The sequence below is a fragment of the Qipengyuania sp. R86523 genome (assembly GCF_044596365.1).
In the GTDB taxonomy this organism is placed as follows: domain Bacteria; phylum Pseudomonadota; class Alphaproteobacteria; order Sphingomonadales; family Sphingomonadaceae; genus Qipengyuania; species Qipengyuania citrea.
Map to the genome: position 1 here is coordinate 2087386 of NZ_CP138997.1, position 24920 is coordinate 2112305.

The following is a 24920-nucleotide window of genomic DNA, read 5'->3' on the forward strand; positions in this document are numbered from 1 at the left end:
ATTGTATAAATACGCCAATCCCGTTTGCTCCGCAATCGCTTAGTAAACGAGCTGTTTGGGATGGGCGGAAAAAAGGGGGCAGCCTCGCAAGGTGCCCCCCTTTGAAGTCGAGAACTCGTTGCAGGAATGCTCCGAGCCCTTCGGGTCGCAAAACCCTCTTACGCCGGTCTTGCGGTAATTCATTGTATGCAAGCGACAACGCGGGCCCTGGCGGGTTGTTCAGCGGCGTTTTTTGACGCTGCATCGCGCGCCCCAGCCGCGCGGGCGCTCGACAGCCTTCGCGGAACGCGGCAATGCGCGGTGCATGCTGTTCGACCTTGCCCGCCCTGTCCTGTTCGCGCTCGATCCCGAGCGCGCGCATCGCCTGACTGTGAAAGCGCTCGCCGTTTCGCCCCGCACGGCGCCGCCCCCGGCCGGCCCGCTGGCGATCGATGTCGCGGGGCTCGCCTTCCCCAACCCGGTCGGCATGGCAGCGGGATTCGACAAGGACGCCGAAGTCCCCGACCAGTTGCTCGGCCTGGGCTTCGGTTTCACCGAAGTCGGTTCGATCACTCCGCTGCCGCAGGCGGGCAATCCCAAGCCGCGGCTGTTCCGGCTGGTCGAGGACCGTGCGGTGATCAATCGGATGGGGTTCAACAACGGCGGGGCCGAGGCCGCGCTCGCCCGGCTCGAACGCCGCGCCGGTTGGCCCGGCATTGTCGGGATCAATGTCGGGGCGAACAAGGACAGCGCGGACCGCGCGGCCGACTACGCGACGATGACCCGCATCATGGCACCGCTGGCCTCGTATCTCGCGGTCAATATTTCCAGCCCCAACACCCCGGGCTTGCGCGCTTTGCAGGACGAAGGGGCGCTGATCGGGTTGCTCGATGCAGTGTTCGAGGCCCGCGGAGACCGGGGCCCGCCCGTATTCCTCAAGGTCGCGCCCGATCTCGAACCTGCGGATGTCGACGCGATTGCACGTATCGCGATCGACCGGGGGCTTGGCGCCCTCATCGTGTCCAATACCACTATCTCGCGTCCGGCGCTGGCCTCGGCGCATGCGGGAGAAACCGGCGGGCTGTCGGGTGCTCCGCTCCGCGATCTCGCACAGCAGCGCCTGCGCGACTTCCGCAAGGCAACCGGCGGCGAGCTTCCGCTGGTGGGCGTGGGTGGCATCGCCACCGCAGCGGACGCCTGGGCCCGCATCCGCGCGGGCGCCAGCCTGGTGCAGCTCTACAGCGCGATGGTTTATGGGGGCCCCGGCCTGCCCCGGCAGATCGTCCGGGGCCTCGAGCGGTTGATGCGCCGCGACGGTTTCGCTTCGATTGCCGAAGCGGTCGGAAGCGAATAGCGTCGCATCCATGAACAGACTGATTTCCATTCCGCTTCTGGCCGCTGCCCTGGCTGGCTGCTCGATCAATCCAGCGCCGGAATCCGCACCCCCTGTCACGCCGGCCGCTTTTGCAGGTGCAGTCAGCGCGGCCGACCCGCGAGCGCAGGCCGCGGGCGAAGCGATGCTGGCACGGGGAGGCAGCGCCACCGACGCCGCCATCGCCGTCATGCTGGCGCTGACGGTGGTCGAACCGCAGAGCTCGGGCATCGGCGGCGGCGGGTTCATGGTCCGCGGCATGCCGGACGGCACAGTCGCAACCTTCGATGGCCGCGAAACCGCTCCTGCCGGCGCCACGCCGGAATGGTTTCTCGACGAAAACGGCGAAGTCCCGCCGCGCAGCGAATCGGTCCGCAGCGGGCTGTCGGTCGGGGTGCCGGGGAACATCGCGCTCGCCGCCAAGGCGCACGCCGCGCATGGCAAGCTCGCCTGGGCTGACCTTTTCGAGCCGGCCATCCGCCTTGCGCGCAGCGGGTTCGAGATCAATCCGCGGCTCAATGGCATGCTCGAGAGTGCCCGGAACCGATCGGCACATTCCGCGGCCGCGCGATCGCTGTACTTCGACGATCAGGGCGATCCCCGGCCAGTCGGCACGCTGGTCGTGAACGAGCCGCTCGCGCAGACGCTCGAGATGATAGCGGGCGGTGGGCCGGAAGCCTTCTATTCGGGCGAACTGGCGGAACGGATCGCCGAGACGGTCAGCGCCGATACGCCGCGCACGGGCGCGATGACCTATGCCGACATTACGGGTTACGAAGCCAAGACCCGCGATGCTGTCTGCGCACCCTATCGAGCCTATCGCGTCTGCACCATGGGCCCGCCGACGTCGGGCGGTGTCGCGGTCTTGCAGATGCTTGGGCAGCTCGAGCGGTTTCCAATCGCCGAGATGGGAGTGCGCAATCCGCTGACCTGGCATCTGTTCGTTGAATCGCAGCGGCTGGCCTACGCCGACCGCGAGTTGTACCTGGCCGATAGCGATTACGTGCCTGTCCCCGTCGCCGGACTTGTCGATCGGGATTATCTCGCATCGCGCAGCGGATTGATCGCCCCCGACCGCAGACTGACCGAAGTCACTGCCGGAACCCCTCCAGGCGCGGACACTGCGCTGGCCGATGGCGACGAACCCGAAGAACACGGCACCTCGCATTTCGCCGTCGTCGACGCTGACCAGATCATGATCAGCTACACCTCGACGATCGAGGGGGCGTTCGGTTCGGGCCTGATGACGGGCGGGTTTTTCCTCAATAACGAGCTGACCGATTTCAGCCGGTCGCCCACGGTCGACGGGCAACCCGTCGCCAACCGGGTCGAAGCGGGTAAGCGTCCGCGCAGTTCGATGGCCCCTACGGTCGTCTACGATCCTGAAGGCAAACCCTTCCTCGCGGTCGGTGCTGCAGGGGGAAGCACCATCCCGGTGCAGACCGCGCGCAGCATCATCGGGGCAATCGATTTCGGCCTTTCGGCAGAAGAGATCCTCGCCCTGCCCTTCGTCATGGCCTTCGGCGACCGGCTGCTGCTTGAACGGGGCACCTGGCTCGAAGAGCAGGCCGATGCCTTCCGTAGCCTCGGGCACGAACAGGTTCTGGTGCGCGAAGCCCCCGTCAAAGGCGGCGCCGTGCTGCGGACTGCGGCTGGGTGGGAAAGCGCCCGCGACCCGCGGCTCGAAGGGCAGATCGAAATCCCCTAGCACGGCTCGCTTGCCGTGGACCGGCGGGCGTCCTAAGCCGTGCCCCGAACTGCGTCGTGAAGAACACAGCCGTTGAGGAGCCTGCCGTGCTGTCGGAAATAGATTCCGCGAACAATCTCGTCGAACTTTTCCTCAAACGTGCGGATGAAAAGGGCGACCAGCCGTTCCTCGGCGCAAAGCGCGAGGGCGGGTGGCAGACCATCAGCTGGCGCGAAACGGCCGAAAAGGTTTGCCTGCTCGCCGAAAATCTGCGCGGCCTCGGGCTGAAGGATGGCGACCGCGTATGCCTGGTGTCGGAAAACCGGCCCGAATGGTGCATTGCCGACCTGGCGATCATGGCCGCAGGCTGCGTTACCGTGCCGGCCTACATCACCAATACCGAGCGCGATCACGTGCATATCCTCGACAATTCGGGGGCGCGTGCGGTGATCGTTTCGACCGAGAAACTTCTGCGCCCGCTGCATGGCGCGCTGCAGGCGTCGGGAGTGGCCGAACATGTTATCGGGATCGACGATCTCCATCGCCAGCAATCGGGCAGTTTCGGATATTACAACTGGGCGACCATGCTCGAAGGCGATCCGGCGGCTGCGCGTGCAGCGGTCGAGAACCGCATCGCGGCGATCGGGCGCGGCGATACAGCCTGCATCATCTATACCAGCGGCACCGGCGGCGCCCCGCGCGGCGTGCGCCAGCACCACGGCGCGATCCTGTGCAACGTGGCCGGTGCCGGCGAAATCCTGACTGATGATTTCGGCATCGACCGCGACGAACGGTTCCTGTCCTTCCTCCCGCTCAGCCATGCCTATGAACACAGCGGCGGGCAGTTCCTGCCGATCGGTGTGGGCGCGCAGATCTATTACGCCGAAGGGCTCGAGAAGCTCGCCAGCAATATCGAGGAAACCCGCCCCACGATCATGGTTGTCGTCCCGCGCCTGTTCGAGGTCTTGCGGACCCGGATCATGAAACAGATCCAGAAGCAGGGCGGCGTCGCCGAAAAGCTGATGAACACCGCGCTCGAAGTTGCCGAGCGCCGCGTGGCGGACGATCCCAAGTTCGGAGACGGGCTCAAGGACATGGCGGTCGGCCGCTTGCTGAGGCCCAAGATCCGCCAGCGCTTCGGCGGAAGGATTAAGGCCATGGTGTCGGGCGGCGCGCCACTCAACCCCGAAGTCGGTGTCTTCTTCGAAGCAATGGGGCTGACCGTGCTGCAGGGGTACGGGCAGACCGAAGCCGGCCCCGTCATCAGTTGCAACCGCCCCGCGGCGGGCATTGCGATGGACACGGTCGGGCCGGCCATGCGCGGTGTGGAAACGCGCATCGCCGACGATGGTGAAATCCTCGTCCGCGGCGAGCTGGTAATGCACGGCTATTGGCAGAACGACGCCGAGACCGAGCGCACCATCAAGGATGGCTGGCTGCACACCGGCGACATCGGTCATATCGACGACAGGGGCCGGATCGTAATTACCGACCGCAAGAAGGACATGATCGTCAACGACAAGGGCGACAATATCGCCCCGCAGAAGGTCGAAGGCATGCTGACGCTGCAGCCCGAGATCGGGCAGGCGATGGTGGTCGGCGACAAGAAGCCCTATGTCGTCGGGCTCATCGTTCCCGATGCCGAATGGACGCTCGAATGGTGCCGTGCGCAGGGCAAGCAGTTCGACTGCAAGCAGCTGCAGGAACTGCCCGAATACCGCAATGCGGTGCGCGCTGCGGTCGACCGGGTGAACAAGGACCTGTCAGTCGTCGAGAAGGTGCGGCAGTTCTCCTTCGCCGATGAACCGTTCACGATCGAGAACGAGGAGATGACTCCCTCGATGAAGATCCGCCGGCACAAGATCAGGGACCGCTACGGCGAACGGCTGGAAAAACATTACCGCAGCTAGGCGGCGGCTTCCTCGATATATTCGGGATAGAAACTGGGCGCGCGGTCGCTCCATCGCGGCGCAGTAGCGGCCGCTTCGCTGAGCGATTGGAGCAGCATCTTGCGCCGTTCGGGCCGGATTTGCGGCAATGCCGCTGCTGCACAGAACGCGCTGGGTAGCCAAGGCCGCGCAGCCGCGGACACCAGCCGCTCGTAAAGAAAGCGGAAGGCGGAAAAACACTCGATCCGCTCCTGCGCGAGATCGAACGCGGCGACCCGGGTGAGCTTGCCCAGGAACCCTTCGATGCTGTCGAACCCTGAATCGACGGGCAGCGACTGACGCAGCGCGGCGAGCTCGCGATAGGCGACATACTGGCTGCGTATCGCAGCGTTTTCGCCCGGGTCGCGGCCCCACACGCGAAAGGCGTCGCAGCGGCCGAGGCCGATATCGAGGCTGCGGCGGATGTAGCGTTGTTCGGCAGCGGTGAAGCCGGCGAACTCGCGCAGTTCAGCGATCGTCGGCGATGCAGTTTGCGTAGTGGCCATCACGGCACTCCCCTGTTGCCCGGCGAGTGTGTCCAAAGATGGTTAAGAAGCCGTAAGCGCGCAGTCCGTGCGTCAGATAAGGCCCGCCAGCGGGCTCGAGGGATCCGCATATTTGCGGGTCGCCATGCGCCCGGCAAGATAGGCATCGCGGCCGGCGGCAACCGCCAGTTTCATTGCCCGCGCCATGCGGATCGGATCCTTGGCCTCGGCAATGGCGGTGTTCATCAGCACCCCGTCGCAGCCCAGTTCCATAGCCACGGCCGCGTCCGATGCCGTGCCCACGCCGGCATCGACCAGCACCGGAACGTTGGCGCCTTCCTTGATCAGGCGGATCGTCACCCGGTTCTGGATGCCCAGCCCCGACCCGATCGGAGCGCCAAGCGGCATCACTGCCACCGCACCTGCATCCTCGAGCTGCTTGGCCGCGATGGGGTCGTCGGCGCAATAGACCATCGGCAGGAAGCCCTCCTTGGCGAGCGTTTCGGTCGCCACCAGCGTTTCGCGCATGTCGGGATACAGGGTGCGCGCTTCGCCGAGCACTTCCAGCTTGACCAGATCCCAGCCGCCGGCTTCGCGCGCCAACCGCAGGGTGCGGACCGCTTCCTCGCCGGTGAAGCAGCCGGCGGTGTTGGGCAGATAGGTCACTTTCTTCGGATCGATGTAATCGGTCAGCATCGGGGCCTTGGGATCGCTGACATTGACCCGGCGGACCGCCACGGTGACGATTTCGGCCCCCGATGCCTCGAGCGCCGCGGCGTTCTGTTCAAAATCCGCGTATTTGCCCGTTCCGACGATCAGCCGGCTCGAGAAACGCCGCCCGGCGACGCTCCAGCTGTCGTCGTCCTGTCCGCCGCCGACGAAATGGACGATTTCCAGCGTGTCACCATCGGCGATCCCGATGGCGGCAAGTTCGCTGCGCGGCGCGATCGTGCCATTGCGCTCGACAGCGACCTTGGCGGGATCAAGGTCGAGTTCGCGAACCAGTTCGGCGATGGTGGAAGCGGCGGTACGGCGGGTATCGCCATTGACGGTCAGGGAGATCATGCGCCCCGACTTAGTCGCCGCAGCGCTCCTTGCAAGCGGGGGAATGGACATGGCGCAAGTTGAGCACATGGCCGAGCGATACCAGCGCCACGCCGATAATCGTCAGCACGGCTTCCTTGTAGCCATGCGGTACGGCCAGCGCGCCGCCCATGAAGGTCAGCCCGGTCATGGCAATGACGAACGGCATCGCCATGCGGTGCCGCAACGCGCCCCAGCCGATCGCCACCGCAGCGATCACGGTCGCGAGCAGCAGGCCGACGCGGTGGAATTCGGGCGCGAGCAGGAATTCGCCGCCCAGCCCGAGGCCCGATACCAGCAGGATCGAAAGCACACAGTGGATCGCGCAGGCACCCGACAGGAAGATACCCGCACGGTCGAGCCTGCGACGAATCGGCAAGGTGGCACGCTGGAACATGTTGTGGCAGCTATGTGATGTTGTATCTTATTACAAGCGAAACCGCGCAAGCACGGCGTTTGCGTACTTGCAACGAGCTGTGTGGCGCTTGCCCGTTTTGCACTTGCGCCCCGGAGTGTCGCAAATCACAGACGGCATATGTCGCATTCTAGCAAACCCACGCGTCCTGCCGCGCTTGCCAACTGGCTGATGATCGTCGCTTTCCTCGTCGTCCTGATGGTGGCGGTGGGGGGGATAACCCGGCTGACCGAGAGCGGGCTGTCGATCACGCAATGGAAACCGATAACGGGCGCCATCCCGCCGCTTTCCGAGGCAGCCTGGCAGGCCGAGTTCGCGCTCTATCAGACCACCGGCGAATATCAGACGGTCACCGGGCCAGCCGGGATGGACCTTGCGGCATTCAAGTTCATTTTCTTCTGGGAATGGTTCCATCGGCTGCTCGGCCGGCTGATCGGCCTGGCATTCGCGGTCCCGCTCGCGTGGTTCTGGATCCGCGGCGCCATTCCGCAGGGTTACAGGGGCCGGCTGGTCGCGCTGCTGGCCCTCGGCGGGCTGCAGGGCGTTTTCGGCTGGTTCATGGTTCGCAGCGGCCTGGCGGGGACGATGACCGATGTAAGCCACTTCTGGCTTTCGATCCACTTGCTTACCGCGCTGTTCACCCTTGGCGGACTGATCTGGACGGCGCTGGACCTGCGGCAGCTGGCGACCGGCGCTTCGCGGCCCGCACGCTGGACCGGTATCGCCAGCTGGGTGGGCGCGATCCTGTTCGTCCAGCTGCTGCTGGGGGCCTGGGTTGCCGGACTCAACGCCGGTCTGGCATCCGATACCTGGCCACTGATGCAAGGACAGCTCGTTCCGGAATACGACCGGTCGCGCGGCCTTGCCTGGGCCGTGACGCACGACCCGTTCCTGCTTCACTTCCTTCATCGGTGGTGGGCCTGGATTGCAGTCATTGCGCTGGTGGTGATGGCGCGGCGCGTCAAACCGCTCGTGCGGCAGGCTTCGGTTGCAATCCATACCGCCTTCGGCATCCAGATCTTGCTCGGCGTTGCCACCGTATGGACTGGCGTGGCGCTATGGGTTGCCGTGGCGCACCAGGTCGTAGGTGCGCTGCTGGTCGCCAGCTTTGCCTGGGGCGCGCATATTCTGGGTCGGCGCACCGCATAGTCGCAGCGCGAACGCACAGCGCTTGCGCTCGTGAGATCCATTCGCAATAACAAGGAAATCACGCGTCGCTGCGGGGGCTACGGCGCGTGACCCCGGGCATGCCCGGGTGCTATGCGAAGGGGGCGGGATGACCACAAGCAACAGACGCGCATTTCTTGGGCAGCTCGGCATGGCCGCTGCCACCGCCGCTTCGGGCCTGCCGATATCGGCCATCGCACAAACCGGCGCTATCATCGTCCCGTCGGGGCCTTTCCGGTTGCAGCGCGAGCTCGAACGCGGACTGAAAGGCGGGCAGGCAGTGCGCGTGATCCGCGAATGGGATGGCCACTTCCTGCAGGACCGTGACGGCTTCAAGGCGATCGGCGAACAGGTTTCGTGCGTCGTCTCGGCCCCTGCCGTTCTCGAACCGATCGCCGAGATCGAACGCAATCGTCAGGATGCGGGACCCTTCCCAGCGCAGATCGACCGGCAGGGCCGGATCGTCAAAGCCGGGCGGGCTGGCGGCGGTGCAGACGCCGCTGCCGCGGTTGCAGCCGCGATATCGATCCTCGAGCAGACGGGCCGATCATCGGGCGAGCTTGAGGATGCCAAGAGGTACCTCAACCGCCTTGCGCGATCGGCCGATACGGTCTTTGCCGATCCGCCGCCCGACCTGTTCTTTCCCAGACCGGGGCGGGCCACGGACCGGCGCGCTCTCGCGCTGCCCGACGCGCTCACGGGTGAAGTGCGCGTGACGCTGGAAGCGACCGCGCGCGACGACGGCCTGCTAGACCGGTTCGAACGGCGCATCGTCACCCAGATCGGCGATGACGTGCGGCCGTCGCACGAAATCTGGACGCTGCGGCTCCTCTGAACGGCCTGCGGTGCTATTTTACCTCCCGCGAGACACGCGGAAACGCTTGACTGAAAGGCGATCAGGCGCCATTTGCCGCGCGCTTCGCGAGTTCGCTCGTTCGGATTCGCCGATTGACGCCGTCGCCTTTCTCAAGACGCGGCACGAACACTAAGAACGGAAATCAGCCATGAAGGCTCTTACGAAGATCACCCGGTCGATCAAACCGGCCGAGGTCGAAAAGAAGTGGCACATCATCGACGCCGAAGGTCTCGTCGTCGGCCGTGTCGCGGCGATCATCGCCAACCATCTGCGCGGTAAGCACAAGCCGAGCTACACCCCGCATGTCGATTGCGGCGACCACGTCGTCGTGATCAATGCCGACAAGGTGAAGTTCACCGGCAAGAAGCTCACCGACAAGATCTATTACAAGCACACCGGTCACCCGGGCGGCATCAAGGAAACCACTCCGGCGAAGGTGCTGGAAGGCAAGTTTCCCGAGCGCGTGCTCGAAAAGGCTGTCGAGCGCATGATTCCGCGCGGCCCGCTCGGCCGTGCACAAATGCGCGCGCTGCACGTATTCGCCGGCACCGAGCACCCCTATGACGGCCAGAAGCCCGAAAAGCTCGACGTTGCCTCGATGAACCGCAAGAACAAGGTTGTCGCATAATGGCCGACGAAACCAAGAACGAAACCGTCTCGGATCTCGCCGATCTGAAGGACATCGCCGGCAACGCTCCCGAAGGTGACGCGGCGCAGATCGCCGAAACCGCCCAGGTTCCGCTGCGCGAGCAGGAACTGGACAAGGAAGGCCGTGCCTACGCCACCGGTCGCCGTAAGGACGCCACCGCCCGCGTCTGGCTCAAGCCGGGCAGCGGCAAGGTCATCATCAACGGCAAGGACCAGGAAGTGTATTTCGCACGTCCGACGCTGCGCCTGATCATCGACCAGCCCTTCACCATCACCGACCGCCAGGGTCAGTACGACGTCATCGCCACCGTGCGCGGCGGCGGTCTGTCGGGCCAGGCCGGCGCGGTGAAGCACGGCATTTCGCAGGCGCTCACCAAATACGAGCCCGCGCTGCGCAGCACCGTCAAGGCGGCAGGCTTCCTGACCCGCGACAGCCGCGTGGTCGAGCGTAAGAAGTACGGCCGCGCCAAAGCCCGCCGTAGCTTCCAGTTCTCGAAGCGCTAAGCTTACCCGATCTTATCGATCACCGAGTGGGGCGGTTCCGGAAGGAGCCGCCTCTTTCGTATGTGCGGCGCTAGCGCTGCAGCGTCATGATTCCCCAGGCCAGCCCGGTTCCCGCGAGGAACAAGGGCCACGACCACCAGAAGTCGAACTGGTAGATTTCCGCGCGAAAGATGGCGAGCTGGCCGCCCTTCGACCCTTGGGAGCCGATCAGCAGCGCGACCACGAAAGTCAGTATCGCGCCAAGCGGCAAGGCCTTTACCAGTTCCATCGCTTTCCCCTGTCCTGCAGCAAGTAAACGCGGTGCCTATGCAACAGGGGTTGCCGGTCCGGTTCCGGATTGGCTTAGCAGGGCTGGTTAACGCGCCTAGCTCAGTGGACGGGGGGATCGACCCGCGGGACCTGGCGCACCGGGGCCACGGGTTCGCCCTCGCTGCGCGGCGGGAGGGCATTCTCGGGGACATCGTCGATCTGCATGTCGCGCGTATCGACCTGCTGCAGATTGCGCACGCAGACGGTCAGCTTGCGGCCGTCCCATTCGATTTCGTTGAAGCTGGGCGGCGTTGAGCGAGTGCGCTGCGACAGCGTTCCCGCACCGATCATCCGCACCGGCCCTTCGCTCGTATCCTCCATGATGTCGAAAGCATCATGGACATGGCCTGAAAGAACAGCGGTTACATTGCGCTTGGCCAATTCGCGCAGCGCAAGGTCGCCGTGCTTCGTCAGAGCGGTCCCCTGGGTCCCGACTTCGCGCAATGGATGGTGGACCGCGACCAGCGCCTGGATCCCTTTCGGCAGCGCGTCAAGGGCGGTCAGGCAACGATCGAGCGCGCGCTGGCTCACCCATCCTTTCGACCAGTTGAGCCGAGGCTGCATGCGCACCGCAGTCTTCAGCGGGACGATCGCCAGCGCGCCGAGATCGAGTTCCCGTTCGACCTTCTCCTTCATCCCGCGAAACCGCTCGTAAGGGGCGAAGAAGCGTTCGATCAGGTTGAAATAAGGCATGTCGTGATTGCCCACCTCGACAGTCACCGGCGCGTCGAGCGAATTGATCCACTGCGTCGCGGCAGCAAACTCGCGGTGACGCGCGCGCATCGTCAGATCGCCGGTAATTGCCACGGCATCGGGCTGTTTCTCGGCAATCTCCTGCTTCACCCAATCGAGCGCCCGGGTGTTTTCGAGGCCGAAATGGATGTCGGAGAGGTGGAATATCCGCCGCGTGTCAGTAGCCATGGGCGGTCGCTAGCAGATCGACGGGGCACTCAGCCACCGAGAATTCAGCCCGCGGACCGAGGCTGGCCGGTTCGCCATCGATCAGCAATTGCAGCGGTTCGGCCGCGCAGTTTTCGATGGTCAGACAGTCGAGCAGGCCGAGCCGCTCGTGCGGACCTTCGCGGAACCGCCGACGCAGGACGGCAAAGCTTTGCTGCAGGAATTCGGCGGCACTCTCGAGCAGGAAGCCGTCCACCTGCAACCCGCGGTGACTGGGGGTGAGTTCGATAAGCGGATAGCCGTTCTGGTCGCCGATTGCGGGATCGGCCATCCGTGCCCGGGATCCGCCGGTGGTTTCGGCTAGCGCCTCGCCGGCGCCCTGCGCCAGGCCGGCGACATCGAAATCGCGCATGGCTTCACGTACCCCGGCCCAGGCCGTACCGGGCCCGACCAGCAGGCCCGCATGCGCCCGCCCGGCCGCACAGGCAGCCATCGCGGGACGGACCGGACGGAAGGCCCCCCGGGCGATCCGCTCCAGAATGGCATCGCAGGGCGTGTCTTCGCCATGCAGGCGGCCGCTCAACAGGTTCATCGTCCCGCCGGGAAGGACCAGCACGGCCCCAGCCCACCCGGACACTGCGTCGATCACCGCATTTAGCGTGCCGTCACCGGTAAACACGATGAGCTGCGACACCCCGGCGGCTTCCAGATCGGTGCGCGTGGGAAGCTCCTGCGCGGGAAATTCGATGGTTCGCGCCACACCCAGCCCATGCCTGGCCAGCGAGGCTTCCAGCTCGCGGAGCGCGGCTTCGCTGTTGCTGCCGCTGCGCTCGTTCACGACCAGCCAGGATGCGGAAGGGCTCATGCCGACCAAGCGCCGGACACGGCCTGCGGTTCCCGCGGTCAGATGCGGTGGTTGAGCAGCAACCAGGCGGTAACGCCATTGAGAACGCTGTAGAATGCATAGATCCACGCAGCGGCGGGCCAGTCGTGCGCGGCCAGCAGCATTGCCAGCAGCAGGATCAGGAACTCGAGCGCGAGCGAAATCCGACCGCCACCCGCGCGGAAAGCCGCGGGCAGGCTGTCCAGAACGGGGTGATTCAACTCGAGCATCGCCTTGTGCATGGCGAAATTGGCCATTCCCAGCACGAAGAGGATCCCGAGCAGCATGCGACGAGCGTCTTACCCCTGTCGTATGCCGATTGCCAAATGCCATTGGTCGGGCCGACTGCGCACCCGGTCCAATCACACCGCCGCCCGTCGAGGGGCGCGTGCGATTACTGGTGTAGCCGTGCAATACAGTTCGTGCAGCGAGCCTCTCCCCCTCTATTGATCGGGGCTCGCTGCAGACCTGGAGATGGAACCATGAAAACGCTTTTCGCAACGCTCGCCGCCGCCGGTCTGGCGCTGTCCGCAACCGCCGCTCAGGCCGAGTCCGTGCGTGTCACCTATAGCGACCTCAACCTCGCGAGCCCCGAGGGCCAGAAGCAGCTCTCGCAGCGCATCGACCGCGCTGCCCGCGATGTCTGCGGCCACACCCGCGGTGGCACGCGCAATCTTCAGCTCGACCGGGCGACCCGGGCCTGTTTCGAAAAGGCGAAGGCAGACGCGGGGGCGCAATTCGCCGCCCTCGTAAGCGACCACGCCTTGGGCGGCTGATACCCCAAGTTCGCCCACCTTTGGGCCCCGGCCGGATGCAGTCCCCCGGCCGGGGTTCTTTTCGTCACTTGTATGCCGGCAGCCAGATGCGGCGCGATGAACCTACCGGCCCGCCATGGCCTTGACCTTGGGCAGGTAGGTCCGCCCGATCCGCAAGGCTTCTCCCGCGTCCAGTTCGACCGACCACACGCCGAGCCCATCGTGGCGCAGGCCGGTGATGCGGTCCTTGCGCAGGATCGTCGAGCGGTAAATCCGGATGAACTTCGCCGGGTCCAGCCGCTCCTCGAGGCCGGCGATCGTCTGCAACAGCAAATAGGTGCGCGCCGCATCGCCTTCGCCGACATGAAGGCGGACGTAATCGCGTTCGGCATCGATTCGCCCCACTTCCGAAGTCGCAATGCGGATGAGCTCGCTGCGATGCGGGATCCACAATTCTTCGAGCCATTCGCTGTCGCTGCGTTCGGCATCGCCCCGCCGCGCCAATGCGCGGGCCACGGCGCGTTCCAGCCGTTCGGGCTTGACCGGCTTGAGCACGTAATCGACCGCTTCGAGATCGAAAGCCTCGACCGCATAATTGTCATGCGCGGTGACGAATACGATCGCTGGCCGGTGCGCTTCCCTGGTCAGCGCCTTGGCCACCGAGATTCCGTCCACCTCGGGCATGGTCATGTCGAGCAGCACCAGATCGGGCTCGAGCGCCCCGATCAGGCGCAGCGCCTGCGCCCCGTCGCTGGCGGTGCCGACCACTTGCAACGCGTCGATCTTGGCGCAGATAACCTGCATCCGTTCGACCGCCAGCGGTTCGTCATCGACGATAAGCGTGCGCAGTTTGTCGTCGGATTCGTCAGCCATGTTTCACCATCGGTATCCTCAGCTCGGTTTCGTATCCGGTCAGCGATGGTCCGGACACGATCGTGGCGGCATTCCCGAACCGGGCCTCGATCCGGTCCCGCACATTGGCGAGGCCGATACCGAAACCGTGATGGCCGGCGGTGCCGGGTCCGTCGTCGCTGACGGTGAGCACGAGGCGACCGTACTCCTCGCGCGCCGCGATCGTGATCGTTACGGGCCGGCTCGAGGCCGAGACGCCGTATTTGACCGAATTTTCCACCAGCGGCTGCAGGATCATTCCCGGGACCTTGAATCGGGCGAGGTCGGCAGGAAGGTCGACCTTCACCTTCAGCCGTTCCGGGAAGCGCACCGTCTCGATTTCGAGATAATGTTCCTGCAGGTCGATCTCATCCTCAAGGCTCACGTCGCCGGTCGAATCGTCGGCCAGGCTATGGCGGTAGAAGCGCGAGATCGTCTGGATCATCTGTTCGGCCCGGTCGGTCTTGCCGGTCATCACGAGGGCCGACAACGAATTGAGCGTGTTGAACAGGAAATGCGGATTCACCTGATAGCGTAGCGAGCGCAGTTCGGCGGCCTTGGCCGCGGTCCGGAAGCGTTCGCCGCGGCGCTCCGCCGCCCGGGCCTGCGCGCCGGCGAGCAGGGCGAGGAACAGCGCCGCCCAGGCGAGCAGCAGGAAGTAGCGCCCGATCGCCAGATCGAATGTCATCTTCCACTGGTCGAGCGATGTCGGTGCAGGGGCAATCAGCACGCTTTGCGGAACCGCCTCCTCTGCCTGGTCGACGTCCTCGCCGATCTGAGCGCGGGGCAGGTCGATCAGCAGATTGCCGGCATCGTCACGGCGCAGCGCAATCCCGCGCTCCTTGCCCATCTGCTGTTCGACCTTCGCCTCGATCGAATCGAAGATCCAGCGATTTGCCTGCGCGATCATCATCGCCCCCGGCATCGCGGCGATCAGCGCGACGGCGATCTTGATCCCGAGGGCGCGGTTCTCGACCACCCGCAGGACGAGCCACAGGAGACCGGTCACCGCCACCCCGATCGCACAGACGAGTGCACGGCGCCAAAGCAGCTCATCCTGGAAGTCGAGCCCGACCACCACGCTGCGCAGCGTGATGAGCAGGAAATAGCACAGCCACACCCCGACCATGGAGGCAAAGACCACCTTGCCGGAAAGGCGTTCGTCTTCGGGATTCACCTGGCGTTCATCGATTGGCACCGTTGCGATGTGCCCCTTTGCGTCCTTGGATGCCAGCGCGGCGGTCGAACGGACTGCGCCGTTGGTCGACCAGCTGAGCTATTCGGCGGGCTCGAACTCGCCCGCCGCGATTCGCTGGCGCCACTCGGCGGGGGCGAGCGTGTGGACATTGTTGCCCGCCGCATCGACCGCCACGGTAACGGGCATGTCCTGCACTTCGAATTCGTAGATTGCTTCCATCCCAAGATCCTCGAAAGCCACCACTTCGGCGCCCTTGATCGCGCGGCTGACCAGATAGGCCGCACCGCCGGTAGCCATGAGGTAGGCGACCTTGAACCGGCTGATCACATTGACCGCATCATGGCCGCGTTCCGCCTTCCCGATCATGGCGAGCAGCCCGAGGTCGAGCATCATTTCGGTGAACTTGTCCATCCGGGTCGCCGTGGTCGGGCCGGCCGGCCCCACGACTTCGCCCATCACCGGGTCGACCGGGCCGACGTAGTAGATAGCGCGGCCCTTGAACTCGACCGGCAGCTCTTCGCCCGCCTCGAGCATGTCGTTGATCCGCTTGTGTGCCGCATCGCGCCCGGTCAGCATCTTGCCCGACAGCAGCAGGCGGTCGCCGTGGTTCCAGCTGGCGACCTCTTCGGCGGTCAGCGCGTTGAGATCAACTCTCTTGGCCGCGCTGTCGGGCTGCCAGGTAACTTGCGGATAATCGTCGAGGCTGGGCGGTTCGAGATAGGCCGGACCCGAACCGTCGAGCGTGAAATGCGCGTGGCGCGTGGCAGCGCAGTTGGGAATCATCGCCACGGGCTTGCCGGCGGCATGGCAGGGCGCATCGAGTATTTTCACGTCGAGTACCGTCGCCAGTCCGCCAAGGCCCTGCGCACCGACGCCCATGGCATTGACCGCATCGAAGATATCGATGCGCAATTGCTCGATATCGTTCTGTGCGCCGCGCTGCTTGAGCTGGCCCATGTCGATCGGATCCATCAGGCTCTGCTTCGCCAGCTTCACGCAATGCTCCGCCGTGCCACCGATCCCGATGCCCAGCATCCCCGGGGGGCACCAGCCCGCGCCCATCGAGGGGATCTGTTCGATCACCCAGTCGACGATATTGTCGCTCGGGTTCATCATCTTGAACTTGGACTTGTTCTCGCTGCCGCCGCCCTTGGCCGCGACGTCGATCTCGACCCGGTTCCCCGGGACCATTTCGACCGACAGGACGCAGGGCGTGTTGTCGCGCGTGTTGCGGCGGGTGAAGGCGGGATCGGCAAGGATCGAGGCGCGCAGCTTGTTGTCGGGATGGTTGTAGGCGCGGCGCACGCCCTCATCGACGACTTCCTGCAACGATTGCGTGCTGTCGAGACGGCAGTTCTGTCCCCATTTGACGAACACGTTGACGATTCCGGTGTCCTGGCACAGCGGGCGATGGCCTTCGGCGCACATGCGGCTGTTGGTCAGGATCTGCGCGATAGCATCCTTCGCCGCCGGACCCTTCTCGGCCTCGTAGGCTTCGCCGAGCGCGTGGATGTAATCCATCGGATGGTAGTAAGAAATGTACTGGAGCGCGTCCGCTACGCTCTCGATTACGTCGTTTTCCGTGATGACGGTCATGTCGCTCATCGCCGCAAATTCCCATGTTGCAGATTTGCGCTCCCCGATAGGCGCGTTAGCCGCCATCGGTCAAAGCGCTTGGCCACACCCGGCCATACGCCTAAGGCAACCGGAGCTTGCATAAGCGTGTTATTGATGTAATACAGCTCGCGGAACAACCATGACCCTGACCACGACCCGTCCCGACTATGCTGCCGCCCGCAAGGCGATGATCGACAGCCAGCTGCGCACCAGCGGTGTGAACGATACCTTCGTTCTCGAACGCATGGGAACGCTCCCGCGCGAGGACTTCGTCCCCGAAGGCTCGAAGGCAACCGCCTACATGGACCGCGCCATCCGGCTGGCCGACGGCGGTTTCCTGCCCGCGCCGCTGTTCCATGGCGCGATGCTGGCCGAGGCGCAGCCCAACCCCGCGGACAAGGTGCTCGTGATCGATGCGGGCAGCGGCTATCTCGCGGCGCTGGTCGAACCTCTGGTCGGCACGCTCGATACGATCGCCCCCGACAAGGCTGCCAATGGCAGCAAGCGCGGCGATTACTCGCTGGTCCTGGTCGACGGGGCAATCGAACACGTCCCGCCGGCGCTCGCCAAGCTGGTCGCCGAAAACGGCCGGATCGTTACCGGCATGGTCGATCGGGGCGTTACCCGCCTTGCCACCGGCCGCAAATCGGGCAAGGCGCTGGCGCTGCTGCCGCTTGCCGAAATGGGTATCCCGCGGCTCGGCGCATTCGACCGGCCGCAAAGCTGGAGCTTCTGAATGCGTCGTGGAGGGGTAGCATATTTCCTGGTCTCGGGAGCCAGCGCGGTCGCGCTGGCGCAGGCCGCTCCGGCGCACGCCGATACGCTGCAGGAAGCGCTTACCGAAGCCTATCTCAACAACCCTTCGCTGCTCGCCGCGCGCGCCAACCAGCGCGCGACCGATGAAAACGTCCAGATCCAGGAAGCGCCCGGTATCCCCGGCGTAAGCGCGTCCGGAAACTACATCGAATTCATCAAGAACTCGCCCAACAGCTTTACCGCACCCGATCGCCGGTTGCAGGTCGGGCCGGAACTGACCGTGCCGGTCTATTCGGGCGGTGCGATCAGGAATGCGGTGAAGGCTGCCGAAGAACGCGTGGCCGCAGGGCAAGCAGAGCTGCGCGCCACTGAAAGCGCGATCTTCAGCCGTGTTGTCGCAGCCTACATGGATGTCCTGCGCACGCAGGCGCTGGTGGCGCTGTCGCGCAACCAGGTCGAATTCCTCGCGGTCAATCTGCAGGCCACCAGCGACCGGTTCGAGATCGGCGATCTGACGCGGACCGACGTCGCACAATCGCAGTCGCGACTGGCTCTGGCCCGCGGCAACTACAGGAACGCGCAGGCCAACCTCATCAACGCGCGCGAAACCTATATCGAGCTGGTCGGCGAAGCGCCCGACGACCTCCAGCCGCCGCCGCCGCTGCCCAACCTGCCCAGCGATGTGGCTACGGCGGTCGATATCGCCCTGTCGAACAACCCCGACCTGATCGCCGCGAAAGAACGCGCCGATGCCGCCGGCTTCGACAGCGAGGTTGCAGGGGCGGGCCGGTTGCCGCGCGTCTCGCTCTTCGCCGGGGCGAACTACACCGACTATTTCAATACGCTGGCCAGCGGCGCCACCAACGTCGTCCAGGAAGAAACCACGGCCAATGCCGGGGTCAATTTCAGCATTCCGATCTTCCAGGGCGGCTTGCCCGCGGCGCGTCAGCGCCAGGCGCAGGCCCGCGAAACCGCGGCGCTGGAACAGGTGATCGCGGCAGAACGCAACACCATCGCGCAGGTTCGTGCAGCCTGGTCGAGCTGGCAGGCTTCGCTCGCAGTGATCGAAAGCAGCCAGGTGGCGGTCGAAGCCGCAGCGCTCAGCCTCGAGGGTGTCCGCGCCGAGAACTCGATCGGCAGCCGCCAGATCCTCGACGTGCTCAATGCCGAACAGGAACTGCTCAGCGCACAGGCGCAATTGGTGACCGCACGGCGCAACGCCTATGTCGCGGGCTTCAGCCTCCTCGCCGCCATGGGCCGGGCCGAAGCGCGCGATCTCGGTTTCCTCGATGAAGGCGTGCTCTACGATCCGCTGCAGAATTACGAGCGGGTCAAGGGCAGGGTATGGGATTGGGGCCGCGATCCGGAACCCGAATCCAGCGCCAGCCGGACGGTCGATATCGCCGCTCCCGACGCGTCGGTTCCGTCAGAGGATGAAACCGGAACCGAATCCGGCTATTGAGCGCTGTATCGAATCGGGACCGCACCGATTCGCCGACAGGGGCTTGGAACACGATGCAGCAACAGGACGAACCTTCGGTCGAAGAAATCCTCGACTCAATCAAGAAGGTGATTGCACGCGATAATCGCGAAGGGGCGATTCTCGATCGGCGCCGGCGTACCGCCAGCACCTTGCGCGAAGCCCATGCCGAACCCGCCGGCCCCGAAGAGGCGGAAGAGGTGCTCGAACTGGCAGAAGAAGTCGCGCTCGACGATGATTCGGAAAGCGACGATTGCGCGGCCGAAGCCGATGCGCTGACGCGGGGCGACACGCGCGAGGCGATGCGCCAGAATTTCGCTGCACTTGCCATGCTTTCGCAGCCGGGCAGGGAACCGCAGATCGTGCGGTCGGGTGAAACCTCGCTCGAGGGCCTGACCCGCGAGATGCTGCGCCCAATGCTGGCGCAGTGGCTCGACGACAACCTCCCCGCAATGGTCGAGGAACTGGTCAAGGCCGAGATCGCGCGCATTGCCGGCAAGCGCAGCTAGGCTTCCCGCACAACCTTTGACCGCGACACCGAAATCCCTACGCAAGGCCGAAAAAGCGCTGGCCAAGATCGGCGGCGCGCGTGCGCAGCGGCACATCTTCCTGTGTTCGATCTCGGAAAAGCAGAAATGCTGCAGCCGTGACGAAGGCAAGGAAGCCTGGAGCTATCTCAAGAAGCGCATGAAGCAGCTGGGGCTGGCCGGACGCGAAGGCACCGTGCAGCGGACCAAGGCCGACTGCCTGCAGGTCTGCGAAGCGGGGCCGATCGCGGTCGTCTGGCCCGATAACGTCTGGTACCATTCCTGCCGGCCCGAGGTGCTTGAGCAGATCCTCCAGCAGCACCTGATCGGCGGTGAGCCGGTGGCGCAATACCGGCTTGAGCCGGCGGCGGACTAATCGTCCTTGCGCAGCGGGTCTTCGACCGATTCGTCGTGCCCGGTTCCCGAAGACAGGAACACCAGACCCATCAGCGCGCTCGTCAGCAGCATGGTGAAACCGATGCCCAGCGCTACCGCGATGTAGAAATGTACCGACACTTCCTCTTCGCCGAATTTGAAGAGCAGCGCCATCGCAATTGCCACGATCCCGACCGTCAGCAACAGCATGAAGCGCATGATCCGGCGATAACGGGCCCAGGCGAAGGCGGCGTTCTGCGGGTCGTCGAGCGGGCTCTTTTTGGTCATCGCAGATGCAAATGGCGGGTTTGGGCGGCGGTTTCAATCGCTGCGCCGGACCCGATTCGCTTTTTGGCGGCGAAAATGGCACTTTGCTGAGCAACAACAGAAGGAGTGCGGGGATGGAAATTGGCAAGCTGATCGAGGATCGGGCCGGATCGCAGATCGTCTCGGCTTCGGGCGATATGCCGGTTCGCGAGGCTATCGCGCTGCTGGCAGCGAAGCGGATCGGGGCGATCCCGGTGATGAATGGTGACGCCGTCATCGGCATCTTTTCCGAACGCGACGTCGTCTACCGCCTCGCCGATGAAGGCGAGGTGTGCCTGACGCGCCCCTTGGCCGAAGTGATGACCGCGCCGCCCATCAGCGTTAAGCCGACGAATACGGTGCTCGACGCGCTGGCGCTGATGACCAAGCGCCGGATCCGCCACCTGCCGGTTATCGACGGCGATGCGATGTGCGGCTTCATTTCGATCGGCGACCTGGTCAAAGCGCGGCTCGACGAGATCGAACACGAGGCCGAAGCGCTGCGTACCTATATCCAGACGGCTTGAGAGGGCCGGCCGGCCACCCTACATAGGCTACATGACCACTGCCCCCACGCTCACCGATGCCGCAGCCCAGCGCATAGCTGCAATCGCCGAAAAGCAGGCCAAGCCGGCCATTTTGCGACTGTCGGTCGAAGGTGGGGGCTGTTCGGGGTTCCAGTACAAATTCGGCCTCGCCGACGGGGTCGATAGCGATGATTCGGTCAGCGACAATGCAGGCGTGAAGCTGGTGGTCGACCCGGTCAGCCTCGATCTGATCGCGGGCAGCACGGTGGATTTCGTCGAATCGCTCGGCGGGGCGGCTTTCCGGGTGGAAAATCCCCAGGCCGCCGCCGGCTGCGGCTGCGGATCGAGCTTCGGTATTTGAATTAGACCCGCGCCGGCGTTTGGGGCATCAGGCCGCCATGCGAATAGCGAGCTTCAATATCAACGGGATCAAGGCGCGACTGCCGCGTCTTCTGGAATGGCTGGAAGAAACCCGGCCCACCGTCGCCTGCCTGCAGGAAATCAAGACGATGGACGAAGGCTTTCCCGCCGACGCCTTCGAGAAGATCGGCTACAGCGCGATCTGGCACGGCCAGAAGAGCTTCAACGGCGTCGCTATCCTCGCCGATGGGGTGGCGCCGGTCGAAAAACAGCGCGGGCTGGGTATCGATGGGCCCAAGGAAGGCGAGGGGGAGCAGGCGCGCTACCTCGAGGCCGAGGTCAATGGCGTGCGCATCTGCAATCTCTACCTGCCCAACGGCAACCCCCATCCCGGGCCCAAGTTCGATTACAAGCTGGCGTGGATGGAACGGCTGCGCGCGCGCATGGCCGAACTATGGGCGCAGGAAATCCCTACCGTGGTGCTGGGCGACTTCAATGTCATTCCGGAAGACAAGGATGTCTGGTCGGTCCGCGCGATGGCAAACGATGCGCTGATGCAACCCGAATCGCGCGATGCCTACCGCCGGATGCTGGGCGATGGTTGGACCGATGCCATCGATACGCTCAACCCGCGCGGCGGCGTGTGGACCTATTGGGATTACCAGGCCGGCGCGTGGCAGCGCGATCACGGCTTCCGCATCGACCACCTGCTGCTGTCGCCCGAGCTGGCCGACCGCATGCAGGCCGCAGGAGTCGACAAGGAATATCGCGGCCGCGAGAAAGCCAGCGACCACACCCCGGTTTGGGTCGAACTCGCGGAGTGACCGCCCCAACGAGACGGGGCCGCCGCAGCAAGTGCGACGGCCCCCTTTCCGGAACAGGCTGACCTCAGCGGTAGAAGACGTGCGTGTCGATCGTGGCGAGGGCGACCTTGCGGCGGCTCCAGCTCGGCCGGACGTAATTCGCATGGAAGTACAGCGCGTCGCTGGCTTCGCTGTCCCAAAGACCGCGGTGCGCGATGCGAGCCACTGCCTGCGCGCGTTTCCAGGCGAGCGTGCCCGTACGGATGCGCGGCATGTGGCCGTTCTTGACGAAGGAGAACTGCGAGCGCTGGAACACGACGCCGCAATAGCTCGAGGGAAAACGCCGGTCTTCGGCGCGGTTGATGATGACCTGCGCGACGGCCAGCTGGCCGGCAAGCGGTTCGCCGCGCGATTCGAAATAGACCGCGCCGGCAAGGCATTGCATCTCTTCGGAAAGGCTGCCCGCGGCAGGCATGGTCGCCACGAGTTCACGCAGACTCGAAGCCTGGGTCTCGGTGGCAGGAATCTCGGTGTCGGCTTCCGGCGTCTCGGGAAGCTCCTGCACCACTTCCTTCTCGACGAACACGGGCACCACCTCTTCGGTGAGCTGCGCGTCGGGAGCGGTGTTCTGGGCTGCTTGCGCCGCAACCTGGGCGTTGGCGCCGGAACCTTCCGCTCCGGCAAAAACTGTAAAGGCAATCGCCGCGATAACCGCGGTGAACCCGGTAGTCTTACGAACCATTTTTTTCAGACAACTAAGCGGTTGGCGGTCTGTCGCAGGCTGGGATCCATGGGCACCGTGGCGCCCGTAAAGCCGGATCCATCACGTGGCCTGCCGACCACCCCCCGTCTGCGTGCTAGCGTGTCGACCCCATTGCCGTCCAAACGCCGCCTACGCATCGAAGCTGGCGGTCAAATAGTCGCAATTGCAATCAAGTCAAGTTAACCCGGACCCGGTGCGACGAAGCGTTCTGCATTCTCGATATCCAGTTCGATCACCCAGCAATCGGGGTCCGAACGCCGTCTCTTCCCCACGTATTCATCAATTTCTCGTGGATTTTCATCGTCTTGCTCGCGTGTGCAGCTGAACTTCCGCGACCCGTCCAACTGCGGCATACGTTCCCACAAGCGCGTATTCCGGCCATTCTGCGTGGTTAACACGAGGATCGTACCGGCGTCTCTCTCGCCCTTCTGCAGGACCATGGCGAAGCCCCCTGCGCTTTCGACGGCGCGAATCAGTCCGGACACCTCGACATGGGCGGGCAGGCGTGCGTCCACCGGGCTCAGCCCTGCGCAACGTAGCCGGGCAGGCTCGACAGCGGGATATGCGAACGCATGAAAGTACCGGTGCCGCGGCCGATCTCGTCCCCCTCCTCATCGACCAGCCGCGATTCGGCAACGAAAACCCGCTTCCGCCCGCTGACCCAGCGCCCCTCGGCGACGACCTGCCCGACTCGCACCGGTTTGGTGAAATGCAGGTTGAACGACGTGGTGAGCAGGAAACGGTCGCTGACGAAGGTGTTCGCCGCGTAGAAACCGGCATCGTCGAGCATCTTGAAGTAGATCGTGCCATGTGCGGCGCCGGCAGCGTGATACACTTCCTCGGTCACGTCGAAGGTGATCCGCGACGTGCCTTCCCCCGTTATCTCCAGCCGCGAGGCGAACTGCGCATTGATGGGCGCGGACGCATAAAGGCTTTCGAGCGCGCGGAAATGGCGTTCCGCCCCGCTGGTTGCGGCACCGGTCATTGCTGTGTTCGCCCTCCCTAGCGGGGTTCGACCCAGCCGATCGAACCATCGTGGCGGCGATAGACCATATTGTGTTCGCCGCTACCGCCATTCTTGAACAACAGGCCGTTGGCATTCTGCAGGTCGAGCAGCATGACCGCATCGGCCACGCTGCATTCCGGGATCATCGCCTTGGTTTCGGCAATCACGGGCGGGCTGTCCGCGCCGACTTCCTCGTCATTGTCGGCTTCGGGCGAGGCGAGGATCGTATAGGCCGCCTCGGCCTCGCGCACCGCATGCGCCGTCTGCGCGTGGCGGTCCTTGATCCGGCGCTTGTAGCGGCGCAGCTGTTTTTCGATCTTGGCGGCCGCGGCATCGAACGCCTGATGCACGTCATGCGCTTCCGCGTGGCCCTTGAGGATCAGCCCCTGCATCACATGCGTCACGATATCGGCAGTGAAGGCGCCGCCCGGCCCCTTGCCGAAGGTCACATGCGAAGAAATCGCGCGGCTGAAATACTTGTCGACTATGGAGTTCAAACGATCGTCGACATGCTCCTGCAGAGCTGCGCCGGTATCGATCTGGTGGCCGGAAACACGAATATCCATCTTGCCATTTTCTCCTTTGCCGTCCCGTGCGATCCCAACGCTCCGACCATGCGGCCGGTTTCCCTTGCAGCCGATTTAACCCCAGAGCGGGTTTTCAATCCCGGCCATGAATTCGCGGTGCCGGGCCAGTTCGGCCGCGCTCGGTTGATGCGGCCGCGGTTCGCGGCGCGGACCGGTCGGCGCCATGCGCACGGCCGGTCGGTCAGGAGTGGTGGTAATCTCGACCACCGCGGCCTCCGCCGCCAGTTCGAAGCCGATCTGGCGCCCGCCCTTGAGTTCGACATAGACCTGCGCAAGCAATTCGGCATCGAGCAGGGCACCGTGTTTGACGCGGTGGCTGCGATCGATCCCGTAGCGTGAGCACAGCGCATCAAGCGACAGCTTCGCCCCCGGATGCCGTTTGCGCGCCAGCGCCACCGTATCGACCATCCGCGTGGTACAGACAGGTTCGAGCTGGCACAGGCCGAGTTCCGAATTTAGGAAGCCGAAGTCGAAGCCCGCATTGTGCGCGACGAGGGGGGAGTCGGCGATAAAGGCGAGGAGGTCTGCAGCCTGATCGCGGAACAGTGGCTTGTCCGCGAGAAATGCCGCGGACAGGCCATGCACGGCCTCGGCACCGGCGGGCATGTCGCGCTCAGGATTGAAATAGGCGTGGAAGCTGTTCCCGGTGGGCACGAGATTGACCATCTCGATGCAGCCGATCTCGACGATGCGATCCCCGGTCTTCGGGTCTAGCCCAGTGGTTTCGGTATCGAACACGATCTCGCGCATTGG

Annotated in this window: 31 protein-coding genes; 15 read left to right on the forward strand and 16 right to left on the reverse strand. The window is 64.7% G+C overall.

From position 1 onward, the window contains the following. Window positions 1–304: 304 nt before the first annotated feature. From SJY12_RS10220 to SJY12_RS10230, 3 genes are read left to right on the forward strand one after another with little or no spacing between them, the layout of a single operon-like run. Window positions 305–1333, forward strand: a complete 1029-nt coding sequence (locus SJY12_RS10220; protein ID WP_397505287.1) for a quinone-dependent dihydroorotate dehydrogenase — start codon at window positions 305–307, stop codon at window positions 1331–1333. A 10-nt stretch (window positions 1334–1343) separates the two neighbouring features. After that, complete coding sequence (ggt, locus tag SJY12_RS10225) at window positions 1344–3059, forward strand: gamma-glutamyltransferase (RefSeq protein ID WP_397505288.1); 1716 nt, start codon at window positions 1344–1346, stop codon at window positions 3057–3059. A 56-nt stretch (window positions 3060–3115) separates the two neighbouring features. Beyond that, on the forward strand, window positions 3116–4948 hold the full coding sequence (locus tag SJY12_RS10230) for an AMP-dependent synthetase/ligase (RefSeq protein WP_397505289.1): 1833 nt from the start codon (window positions 3116–3118) through the stop codon (window positions 4946–4948). Here SJY12_RS10230 and SJY12_RS10235 read toward each other — a convergent pair. The 3 genes from SJY12_RS10235 to SJY12_RS10245 all read right to left on the reverse strand — a co-directional run bounded on the left by SJY12_RS10235 (window position 4945) and on the right by SJY12_RS10245 (window position 6931). Beyond that, entirely contained in the window at window positions 4945–5472 is a 528-nt protein-coding gene (locus tag SJY12_RS10235; protein ID WP_397505290.1) for a hypothetical protein, read from the reverse strand. The genes SJY12_RS10230 and SJY12_RS10235 overlap by 4 nt on opposite strands. A gap of 72 nt (window positions 5473–5544) precedes the next feature. Continuing rightward, window positions 5545–6516: a sulfur carrier protein ThiS gene (thiS, locus tag SJY12_RS10240; RefSeq protein ID WP_082835636.1), complete on the reverse strand. Its 972-nt coding sequence runs from the start codon at window positions 6514–6516 to the stop codon at window positions 5545–5547. A 10-nt stretch (window positions 6517–6526) separates the two neighbouring features. Then, a complete protein-coding gene (locus SJY12_RS10245; RefSeq protein WP_050601511.1) occupies window positions 6527–6931 on the reverse strand; it encodes a MerC domain-containing protein in 405 nt (134 codons plus the stop codon). A 138-nt stretch (window positions 6932–7069) separates the two neighbouring features. Between SJY12_RS10245 and SJY12_RS10250 the strand changes: the two genes are divergently transcribed. The 4 genes from SJY12_RS10250 (at window position 7070) to rpsI (ending at window position 10124) form a co-directional block, all read left to right on the forward strand. Beyond that, window positions 7070–8098: a COX15/CtaA family protein gene (locus tag SJY12_RS10250; protein ID WP_348346911.1), complete on the forward strand. Its 1029-nt coding sequence runs from the start codon at window positions 7070–7072 to the stop codon at window positions 8096–8098. Window positions 8099–8225: 127 nt separating this feature from the next. After that, complete coding sequence (locus tag SJY12_RS10255; RefSeq protein ID WP_397505291.1) at window positions 8226–8951, forward strand: twin-arginine translocation signal domain-containing protein; 726 nt, start codon at window positions 8226–8228, stop codon at window positions 8949–8951. A 169-nt stretch (window positions 8952–9120) separates the two neighbouring features. Beyond that, the gene (rplM, locus tag SJY12_RS10260; protein ID WP_050601508.1) at window positions 9121–9600 is read left to right on the forward strand and encodes a 50S ribosomal protein L13; all 480 of its coding nucleotides are present in this window, start codon (window positions 9121–9123) and stop codon (window positions 9598–9600) included. Further along, window positions 9600–10124, forward strand: coding sequence for a 30S ribosomal protein S9 (gene rpsI, locus SJY12_RS10265; RefSeq protein WP_082835593.1), 525 nt, complete (start codon window positions 9600–9602; stop codon window positions 10122–10124). Before rplM ends, rpsI begins: the two co-directional genes overlap by 1 nt. 70 nt (window positions 10125–10194) lie before the next feature. On the opposite strand, the gene SJY12_RS10270 is transcribed toward rpsI, so the two are convergent. The 4 genes from SJY12_RS10270 to SJY12_RS10285 all read right to left on the reverse strand — a co-directional run bounded on the left by SJY12_RS10270 (window position 10195) and on the right by SJY12_RS10285 (window position 12503). Next, on the reverse strand, window positions 10195–10392 hold the full coding sequence (locus SJY12_RS10270) for a hypothetical protein (RefSeq protein WP_050601507.1): 198 nt from the start codon (window positions 10390–10392) through the stop codon (window positions 10195–10197). Between the two features lie 101 nt (window positions 10393–10493). After that, the gene (locus SJY12_RS10275) at window positions 10494–11354 is read right to left on the reverse strand and encodes a metallophosphoesterase family protein (protein ID WP_397505292.1); all 861 of its coding nucleotides are present in this window, start codon (window positions 11352–11354) and stop codon (window positions 10494–10496) included. Beyond that, entirely contained in the window at window positions 11344–12198 is an 855-nt protein-coding gene (locus SJY12_RS10280; protein ID WP_397505293.1) for an acylglycerol kinase family protein, read from the reverse strand. Before SJY12_RS10280 ends, SJY12_RS10275 begins: the two co-directional genes overlap by 11 nt. A gap of 38 nt (window positions 12199–12236) precedes the next feature. After that, window positions 12237–12503 carry a hypothetical protein gene (locus SJY12_RS10285; RefSeq protein WP_397505294.1) on the reverse strand — a complete coding sequence of 89 codons (267 nt, stop codon included), beginning with the start codon at window positions 12501–12503 and terminating at the stop codon, window positions 12237–12239. A 195-nt stretch (window positions 12504–12698) separates the two neighbouring features. On the opposite strand from SJY12_RS10285, the gene SJY12_RS10290 reads away from it, so the two are divergent. Continuing rightward, window positions 12699–12992 carry a UrcA family protein gene (locus tag SJY12_RS10290; protein WP_397505295.1) on the forward strand — a complete coding sequence of 98 codons (294 nt, stop codon included), beginning with the start codon at window positions 12699–12701 and terminating at the stop codon, window positions 12990–12992. Between the two features lie 102 nt (window positions 12993–13094). On the opposite strand, the gene SJY12_RS10295 is transcribed toward SJY12_RS10290, so the two are convergent. The 3 genes from SJY12_RS10295 to SJY12_RS10305 all read right to left on the reverse strand — a co-directional run bounded on the left by SJY12_RS10295 (window position 13095) and on the right by SJY12_RS10305 (window position 16656). After that, window positions 13095–13844, reverse strand: coding sequence for a LytR/AlgR family response regulator transcription factor (locus SJY12_RS10295; protein WP_397505296.1), 750 nt, complete (start codon window positions 13842–13844; stop codon window positions 13095–13097). Beyond that, window positions 13837–15060 carry a sensor histidine kinase gene (locus SJY12_RS10300; protein WP_322842776.1) on the reverse strand — a complete coding sequence of 408 codons (1224 nt, stop codon included), beginning with the start codon at window positions 15058–15060 and terminating at the stop codon, window positions 13837–13839. Before SJY12_RS10300 ends, SJY12_RS10295 begins: the two co-directional genes overlap by 8 nt. 78 nt (window positions 15061–15138) lie before the next feature. After that, entirely contained in the window at window positions 15139–16656 is a 1518-nt protein-coding gene (locus SJY12_RS10305; RefSeq protein ID WP_397506690.1) for a fumarate hydratase, read from the reverse strand. Between the two features lie 160 nt (window positions 16657–16816). Here SJY12_RS10305 and SJY12_RS10310 point away from each other — a divergent pair, with 160 nt between their 5' ends. Genes SJY12_RS10310 through SJY12_RS10325 form a run of 4 tightly spaced genes read left to right on the forward strand, consistent with a single transcriptional unit; the run spans window position 16817 to window position 19816 of the window. Further along, window positions 16817–17413 carry a protein-L-isoaspartate O-methyltransferase gene (locus SJY12_RS10310; RefSeq protein WP_397505297.1) on the forward strand — a complete coding sequence of 199 codons (597 nt, stop codon included), beginning with the start codon at window positions 16817–16819 and terminating at the stop codon, window positions 17411–17413. Beyond that, window positions 17414–18895: a TolC family outer membrane protein gene (locus SJY12_RS10315; protein WP_397505298.1), complete on the forward strand. Its 1482-nt coding sequence runs from the start codon at window positions 17414–17416 to the stop codon at window positions 18893–18895. It begins immediately after the preceding gene. A 53-nt stretch (window positions 18896–18948) separates the two neighbouring features. Further along, complete coding sequence (locus SJY12_RS10320; protein ID WP_160766227.1) at window positions 18949–19422, forward strand: DUF2497 domain-containing protein; 474 nt, start codon at window positions 18949–18951, stop codon at window positions 19420–19422. A 16-nt stretch (window positions 19423–19438) separates the two neighbouring features. Beyond that, window positions 19439–19816 carry a ferredoxin gene (locus tag SJY12_RS10325; protein ID WP_230832216.1) on the forward strand — a complete coding sequence of 126 codons (378 nt, stop codon included), beginning with the start codon at window positions 19439–19441 and terminating at the stop codon, window positions 19814–19816. Here SJY12_RS10325 and SJY12_RS10330 read toward each other — a convergent pair. Further along, entirely contained in the window at window positions 19813–20103 is a 291-nt protein-coding gene (locus SJY12_RS10330; RefSeq protein WP_050601496.1) for a hypothetical protein, read from the reverse strand. The genes SJY12_RS10325 and SJY12_RS10330 overlap by 4 nt on opposite strands. Before the next feature lie 113 nt (window positions 20104–20216). Here SJY12_RS10330 and SJY12_RS10335 point away from each other — a divergent pair, with 113 nt between their 5' ends. From SJY12_RS10335 to xth, 3 genes are read left to right on the forward strand one after another with little or no spacing between them, the layout of a single operon-like run. Further along, a complete protein-coding gene (locus SJY12_RS10335) occupies window positions 20217–20648 on the forward strand; it encodes a CBS domain-containing protein (RefSeq protein WP_397505299.1) in 432 nt (143 codons plus the stop codon). Between the two features lie 31 nt (window positions 20649–20679). Continuing rightward, window positions 20680–21009, forward strand: a complete 330-nt coding sequence (locus tag SJY12_RS10340) for a HesB/IscA family protein (RefSeq protein WP_397505300.1) — start codon at window positions 20680–20682, stop codon at window positions 21007–21009. Between the two features lie 37 nt (window positions 21010–21046). After that, window positions 21047–21832 carry an exodeoxyribonuclease III gene (gene xth / locus SJY12_RS10345; RefSeq protein ID WP_050601494.1) on the forward strand — a complete coding sequence of 262 codons (786 nt, stop codon included), beginning with the start codon at window positions 21047–21049 and terminating at the stop codon, window positions 21830–21832. A gap of 64 nt (window positions 21833–21896) precedes the next feature. Here the strand turns inward: xth and SJY12_RS10350 are convergent, their stop codons facing one another. The 5 genes from SJY12_RS10350 to dnaQ all read right to left on the reverse strand — a co-directional run bounded on the left by SJY12_RS10350 (window position 21897) and on the right by dnaQ (window position 24917). Further along, window positions 21897–22553, reverse strand: coding sequence for a cell wall hydrolase (locus SJY12_RS10350; RefSeq protein WP_050601493.1), 657 nt, complete (start codon window positions 22551–22553; stop codon window positions 21897–21899). Between the two features lie 200 nt (window positions 22554–22753). Next, complete coding sequence (locus SJY12_RS10355) at window positions 22754–23089, reverse strand: DUF1491 family protein (RefSeq protein WP_230832218.1); 336 nt, start codon at window positions 23087–23089, stop codon at window positions 22754–22756. Between the two features lie 5 nt (window positions 23090–23094). After that, window positions 23095–23559 (reverse strand): PaaI family thioesterase, encoded by a 465-nt coding sequence (locus SJY12_RS10360; RefSeq protein ID WP_050601491.1) that lies wholly within the window; start codon window positions 23557–23559, stop codon window positions 23095–23097. A 17-nt stretch (window positions 23560–23576) separates the two neighbouring features. Further along, window positions 23577–24146, reverse strand: coding sequence for a ribosome hibernation-promoting factor, HPF/YfiA family (gene hpf / locus SJY12_RS10365; protein WP_397505301.1), 570 nt, complete (start codon window positions 24144–24146; stop codon window positions 23577–23579). Window positions 24147–24221: 75 nt separating this feature from the next. After that, the gene (dnaQ, locus tag SJY12_RS10370; protein WP_397505302.1) at window positions 24222–24917 is read right to left on the reverse strand and encodes a DNA polymerase III subunit epsilon; all 696 of its coding nucleotides are present in this window, start codon (window positions 24915–24917) and stop codon (window positions 24222–24224) included. Window positions 24918–24920: the final 3 nt, after the last annotated feature.